At 61.9% G+C, this 6,182-nt stretch carries 7 protein-coding genes; 3 read left to right on the top strand and 4 right to left on the bottom strand.

All coding sequences use genetic code 11. The features are described from left to right. Positions 1 to 289 (top strand): hypothetical protein (locus RR842_RS11030; protein ID WP_332729756.1); only part of this gene is annotated, 289 nt, incomplete at its 5' end. On the opposite strand, the gene RR842_RS11025 is transcribed toward RR842_RS11030, so the two are convergent. The 4 genes from RR842_RS11025 to RR842_RS11010 form a co-directional block, all read right to left on the bottom strand. Further along, on the bottom strand, positions 252 to 956 hold the full coding sequence (locus RR842_RS11025) for a hypothetical protein (protein ID WP_332729755.1): 705 nt from the start codon (positions 954 to 956) through the stop codon (positions 252 to 254). The two genes, RR842_RS11030 and RR842_RS11025, sit on opposite strands and share 38 nt — an antisense overlap. A gap of 141 nt (positions 957 to 1,097) precedes the next feature. Beyond that, positions 1,098 to 1,313: a hypothetical protein gene (locus tag RR842_RS11020; protein ID WP_332729754.1), complete on the bottom strand. Its 216-nt coding sequence runs from the start codon at positions 1,311 to 1,313 to the stop codon at positions 1,098 to 1,100. A gap of 13 nt (positions 1,314 to 1,326) precedes the next feature. Further along, positions 1,327 to 1,545 carry a DUF4332 domain-containing protein gene (locus RR842_RS11015; protein ID WP_332514863.1) on the bottom strand — a complete coding sequence of 73 codons (219 nt, stop codon included), beginning with the start codon at positions 1,543 to 1,545 and terminating at the stop codon, positions 1,327 to 1,329. A 92-nt stretch (positions 1,546 to 1,637) separates the two neighbouring features. Next, the gene (locus RR842_RS11010; protein WP_332554436.1) at positions 1,638 to 3,863 is read right to left on the bottom strand and encodes a molybdopterin-dependent oxidoreductase; all 2,226 of its coding nucleotides are present in this window, start codon (positions 3,861 to 3,863) and stop codon (positions 1,638 to 1,640) included. Positions 3,864 to 4,195: 332 nt separating this feature from the next. Here RR842_RS11010 and RR842_RS11005 point away from each other — a divergent pair, with 332 nt between their 5' ends. Beyond that, positions 4,196 to 4,828: a hypothetical protein gene (locus RR842_RS11005; RefSeq protein WP_332574514.1), complete on the top strand. Its 633-nt coding sequence runs from the start codon at positions 4,196 to 4,198 to the stop codon at positions 4,826 to 4,828. 148 nt (positions 4,829 to 4,976) lie between these two features. Continuing rightward, on the top strand, positions 4,977 to 6,182 hold a 1,206-nt coding region (locus tag RR842_RS11000), incomplete at its 3' end, for a hypothetical protein (RefSeq protein WP_332729753.1).

Here is a 6,182-nt window from a genome sequence, read left to right as displayed (position 1 = left end):
ATCTGGAGGATCTGGAGGATCTGGAGGATCTGGAGGATCGACCGACCAGAAGAGGAGCCGAGGGGCCATGTGTATTCCTTGCGTCATGTGCGGAGCCTGCTTCGACGTGTGCGCACGAGGCGGCACCGGCGATCACTGCCCCGAATGCGGAAACCCGCTGCCGCCCGACGCCGTGGCATGCCCGTCGTGCTACACATTCGTGGGCTTGAACCGCAACTCGAAGCTACAAGCCGACTTTGACGACAGCCTCGTCACGGACGAAGAGATCGCAGTTCCAGCGCTCGGTTGATGAGCAGCGCAAGCGAATCATGCACGATATTCTCAAACGGCCTCACCTCGTCGAGGGAGCGCTGGGCAGGTTCGTCGATGAGGCGTTTGACTATGCGCTGGATGAAGGTCCCCGTGAACATCTCGGCTAGGAAATCAACGCCGGCGCCTCCCGTGAGCAACTTCAACTCGTCAGCTTGGTCGATCAGGTCTTCGCCTTCGAGCCTGCACTCAATCAAAAGCCCGATGTCGCGCTTTATCTCGGGTTGGTACAGCCGGTACAGGTAATCCTCCAGCGATCCCTGGCTGTGATGGGAAAGTACGTTGCGATAGTAGGCGCGTCGGCGTTCGAGCGAACGCGACACCTCGTCGAAGAACGGGGCGTTGTACATCCTGCCGCCCTGTTGCAGATTGCGCACATAGAACGGCAGCGCAGGATACGTGCCCGCCCCCGCATCCTCCTCAAACACAAGCTCCGCCTCGTCGAATCGCTCCATGAGACCGCAGGACAAATCGTAGCGAAACAGCCATACGATAACCTCGCGCTTGTCGGTGAAGTGGTAGTAGAACGTCTTGCGGTGCTTGCCCGTGAGCTCCGCCACCATGCCGACCGTAATCTTGTCGACGGGGGCAGACGATGCCAGCGAGGCGAACGCCTCAGCTACGCACCGTTTCGACTCGAAGCTCATCCGAGCACCCCCTTCATGGTTTATCATGCCACGCGGGGCGCTTTTCGTCCATCATGAAAGTGCATAAAAAGTTCCCACCGTCGAAAACGGCGGGAACCTCGGTTAATCATGCGCACGCCGGGCCCTTGCGGCCGCATCACGCTATCGAGGCGCAGACGGCGGCTTGGGCGCTACGGGAGAGCCGGGCGTCGGCGGCACGACGGGCGCTTGGGGCGCTCCGGGCGCAGGTGCGTCGGCAGGCTCCCTCATCACCCCGCCGCACTCGGGGCATTTCCCCTCGGCGTCGGGCTCGACCACAATGTAGCAATGGGGACACACCATCTCCCCCGCCTCGGCCGTAGGTGGTCTGAAGCACATAGGACCCCTCCTTTCACCATTCGCAGTTCGACATGAGAATGAAGTTGCCGGCCGTGGAAGACCACTCCTCCAACTTGAAAGCGTCGATCCCGATCTTGTCCGAGAGATCCTGCCTCGAATCGGGATGCTTCGCCACCTCGTAGAAGTCCTCGATGGTCTCGATGCCGAGCGCCTTTATCTTCTCGACGGCCTCGGGGTCGATGCCGAACAGGTTCGACAGGTCAGCTGCCATGATCTGCTCCTTTCCTCTGTTCATGCGGCTGCGTGTCGCAGACCGCGGCCCTCCGCAGTCGGCTGCGCGTCTTGCCAAGAAAACGTCAGCGCCTAAGCGTCTTGCTCCTCGCACTTGTACACCTTCGCTGCCACGCCGGTCTGCTGCCACGCGCCGATGAGCTGGTCGAGCGTCTCCGGGTCGTCGTCCAAAAGCACGTTAGCGTTGGACTCGAAGGCACCGAGCAAGCTCGGCATAGCCTCTTCCTTCTCCGGGAACCACCAGTCGTGCTGCACGCTGATGACGCGCGGGTCCACGATGGAGGTCTTGCGGGCGCGCTGCTTTATGCGGCCCATGTGAGTCTCGATCCAGCACCAGTCACCGTCGCGGATGTCCATATCGATGGCCGTGTCGGGATGGATGTCGAAGATGGGGTCGGGATGCAGGTCACGGTAGGGGCCGGGCTGGCGGTGTTCCGAGTGGTAGAACGGCATGAAGCGCGCACCGGTGATCATGACAAGCGGGTATTCGCCCGCCCACTCGGGGTGCTTCTCCACGCTGAGGCCCGGGTACTCGAAGTGCGGCAGCGGGTCGAACGGGATGCCCGTCTCGGCCGCCAGCTTCTCGATGACGGTCGACTTCAGCTCCACCTTGCCCGTGGGCGTGAGGAACTTGTAGCCGGGCTCCTTGTACTTCTCGAACGTCTTGCGGCCGGCCATGTACTTCACGTCGTTGTAGAACTTCTCGTGCGTCATGCCCATGGGCGCCAACTGGAAGTCCAGCATGTCCTCGGCCTTGGGGCCCCACCACTTGTCCTCCTGACCCAGGCGCACGGCCAGGCCGTAGAAGAACTCGTAGTCGTCGCGGAAGTCCACGTCGGTGCCGCCCTCGAAGCGGTCGATCACGCGCGCCTGGGCGCCGAAGTACATGGGACGGTGGTTCATGACGGCGTAGCAGTTGTCCGGGCGCTCCAGCCACGTGGCCGCCGGCAGCGCATAGTCGGCCAGCGCCGCGGTGGGCGTGAGGAAGTAGTCGTGCACCACCAGAAGCTCCAGGTTCATGAGCGCCTCGACGACGAGCTTCGTGTTCGAGAACGCCATGACCGGGTTGTCGGCCTGCACGATGAGAGCCTTGACCGGATACGGGTCGCCGTCGCGCATGGCACGGAACAAAAGCGGCGCGTTGGAGTACGGATAGAACGACGGATAGGCCTGCGAGATGACGTCCCAGCCCTTGAACGTGAGGCCCGGGAAGCGGTCGTTGCCGATCATCTTGTCGCGCTGCTCCTGGGGCAAGGCGTAGTGCTCGAAGAACGCCGGAGGGAAGCGCGACGGGGGCGCCAGCTGGTCGCCGCCCTCCTTGTCGATGTGCCCGGTGATGGCGCGCAGGATGGCCTTCGCCTGGATGGCGCTCGAGGCGTTGATGCCGCTGGCATCGCCGCCCTTCTGGCCCCACGGCATGCAGGCCTTGGGGGTGGTGGCGTACATGCGCGCGGCCTCGCGGATCTTCTCGACGGGAACCCAGGTGATCTCGGCGACTTTGTCCACCGGGTACTCAGCAGCGCGCGCTTTGAGCTCGTCGAAACCGACGCACCACTCGTCCACGAACTCGTGGTCCCAGAGGTCTTCTTCGATGATGACGTTGATGAAGCCGAGCGCCAGCGCCGCATCGGTGCCGGGGCGCAGCTGCAGGAACAGGTCGGCCTGTTGGGCAACCTCGCTGAAGCGCGGATCGATGACGAGGATCTTGGCGCCGCGCTCCTGGCGGTTCTTGTTAACCCAGTCCCAGAGCAGGGGCTCGGAGGCTATGGTGTTGCGGCCCCAGAACAGTACGAGGTCCGCCCCCACCCAGTCGGACTTGTCGGAGCAGAAGCCGCCGTACGTGCAGGGCTCGAGCCACATGTCGCTCGAGTAGCATATGGTGCCGTTGCCGCCGGTGTTGGGAGTGCCGAACAGGTTCGTGAACTTGTAATGCAGCCAGCTCCACGTGCGCGCCGTGCCTTCCGTGAACGCAAGGGTTTCGGCTCCGTACTCGTCGCGCAGGGCGGCCAGCTTTTCGGCGATCTCGTCGAAGGCCTGGTCCCAGGAGATTTCCTCCCATTGTCCGCCGCCGCGCTCCCCTTTGCGCTTGAGCGGCTTTTTCAGACGGTTGGGGTTGTAGACGAACCCCTCGAGATAGCGCTGCTTGTCCAGCCGCGAGCACGTGTACCCCTTGTTGTGCGGGCAATCGAGATCGCCTTGGATGTCGGTGATGCGGCCGTTCACCTTCGTCACCAGCACCCCGCAGCGCACGTGGCAGAAGAAACAACCCGCTCGCTTCACCTCTACTTGATCGGCCATGGTACCTCCTCCTAACTCGTCTCATCAGGAATGCGACATCCGTACGGACGGGAGGGCCCGCTGTGCACGGACGCTTGAACCATGGCTTTAGTATGCACACTTGCGAGCCGCAGCGCCCTATCCAACATCGCGGACCTGGGCAGTGCCGCATGAGAATCTCCGAGTCCTCGCGGCTGCCAGCTGCGAGGGCGGAACAAGGACAAGCCCGAACAGGCTCTGCCGGCCCCTCGGGGTTTCACTCTCTTTCACTTTATCGCCACGACTCACAATGAGAAAAGATACAATGCAAAGCAAGCAACGAATCCGAGCGGAAGGCGCAGCGGCTATCGATCATGGGATGGCATCTATCGACTGAAGTCATAGCCTTCATCATTGTCTTCATCATCACGGTGCATTCGTACAGAAGCCATGCGGTGCTCTCGAACAAGAATCGGGTGTTCAGGCTGCGCCTCGTCACAACGCTCGGTGCCATCGGCACAAACCTCGCGTCCACGATCATGATAGCCCATGCCCCCACGGACCTGCTGCCGCTCACTTGGCTTATCACCATGCTCTACTTCGTGCTTACGCCGCTGCTCGGCACCGTCTACTTGTATTACGCCGTCGCCGTCGTCAGCGAGGCGTGCACCATAAGCCGCCGGCTCGTTCTTGTAGCCTCCGTGCCCTACGTCGCCTATCTCGTGATCACCGTTGCCAACATACCTACAGGATGCCTCTTTTACTTCGACGGCGCAGGAGCATACCACCAGGGGCCGCTTATCTTCTCGACGTACCTCGTATTCTATTTTTACTGCTTCAAAAGCATCGGCTCGATGATCCTCTCCGAAAGGGTGGAAACCGTCGAGCAGCGCGCCTTCTTGATGGAGCGCGGCTGCGAGTTCCTGCAGGGCTACCTGCTTTCGCGCCCACTGCCAGCCGACAGGGCTGCGCCCGTTATCGCAGCAAGCGAGCAGGCACGACGTTAGGTTACCGTTCCGGCCCGACCGGATATTCCGCGACCTGCGAACCGCGCCGCCGCAAAGCTGACGGAGCATATCTTTCTTCCTGCTATACTGGAGGGGCCTGCCCGAGGCCCGAACGGCTTCGGTCGTCACGTACGAATGGGGGTTCAATGTGACCGCACACGACTTCGGGGACGACGTTTTCCTCGTTCCCGCAACGGGCGGCAGCCTGCCTTCGGTGACGCTGCCTATGCTCGAGGACTTCTTGTCAGACTGCGAGATACTGCATCGCCCGGCATCGTCTCGTCGAGTATTCCGCTGGTTTGCAGCCGTATCGCGCGACCACGCATCCAGCACGGCACCCAGCGACCTCGACGATGCGCGCGTGCTGTTCGTGTGCCGCTTGGGCATTGCCGGTGCAACCTTGAGAAAGCGTCCGAGCGCTTTCGTGCTGGCGTTGGCCGACGAAGGGGAAACCCTGCCTCCGGATGTCGAGGAGGCATCCGAGCGCCTGATAGTCATACGCCAGCAGGACCGGTTCTCCTACTTCATCTTCCTCGTACAGTCCTACTTCATGCGCCTGCTGCTGTGGGAAGGCGAGCTTGATCGCATCGTATTGCACCACGGCAGCTTGGCCGAAGCGCTGGACGCGAGCTCCTCGGTGTTGAGGAATTTCATGTTCGTGACGGACAATGACTTCAACGTAGTTGCACGCACGTCGGGCATCGAGCCGCCCGACGACCTGCATCGGCGCATCGTAGAAACCGGTTGCCTCTCACCCCAGATGATCGCAGAGAAGCGGTTCCATTTGCCCGAGAAGGTGTTCTACCTCAAAGAGCCTTGCGCAATCACCCCGTATGCACGGCTATCGTGCCCGCTCTACATCAGCCACACGTACTTCGGATCACTGTCCATGTCGTGCCACGAGGCGCCCCTGACCGAGGGGCTGAAGGACCTGTTCTCTCTTTTGGTTCGACACGTCCTGCCCCTCTGCGAGCGCCAGTGGCGGCTTGCAGTAAAGCTGAACATACCGCATTACTTCTTTTTCGAGAAGCTCCTCGAGCACGAGCCGGTGTCAGATGCGTACCTCGACACGCAGCTCGAGATGGCCGGCCTCGCCTGCGACACCCAGTACAAGTTGGCGGTGCTCGACGTGGACGAGGGAGCTGAACCCGAGCAGGCCTCTCGGGCGGCGAAGGCCGCCTCGCGCCTGAACCAAGGCAACGTGTTCTGCTTCGCCTACCGCTCCGAGCTATTGGCACTCATGTACGCGCCGCCGAGCGACAGCGTGCTGTCGCACCGCCGCACCCTCGACGAATTGGAAGGACGTATCACCGGGCCGCTGGACATCGCCTGCGGCGTATCGGAGATATTCGAA

It is taken from the genome of Gordonibacter sp., assembly GCF_036667095.1.
Classification (GTDB): domain Bacteria; phylum Actinomycetota; class Coriobacteriia; order Coriobacteriales; family Eggerthellaceae; genus Gordonibacter.
This window is presented reverse-complemented; position numbering and strand designations above follow the sequence as displayed.

Coding starts and splice junctions, on each gene's coding strand:
- RR842_RS11025 (WP_332729755.1), bottom strand. CDS start 956: ATGAGCTTCGAGTCGAAACGGTGCGTAGCTGAGGCGTTCGCCTCGCTG.
- RR842_RS11020 (WP_332729754.1), bottom strand. CDS start 1,313: ATGTGCTTCAGACCACCTACGGCCGAGGCGGGGGAGATGGTGTGTCCC.
- RR842_RS11015 (WP_332514863.1), bottom strand. CDS start 1,545: ATGGCAGCTGACCTGTCGAACCTGTTCGGCATCGACCCCGAGGCCGTC.
- RR842_RS11010 (WP_332554436.1), bottom strand. CDS start 3,863: ATGGCCGATCAAGTAGAGGTGAAGCGAGCGGGTTGTTTCTTCTGCCAC.
- RR842_RS11005 (WP_332574514.1), top strand. CDS start 4,196: ATGGGATGGCATCTATCGACTGAAGTCATAGCCTTCATCATTGTCTTC.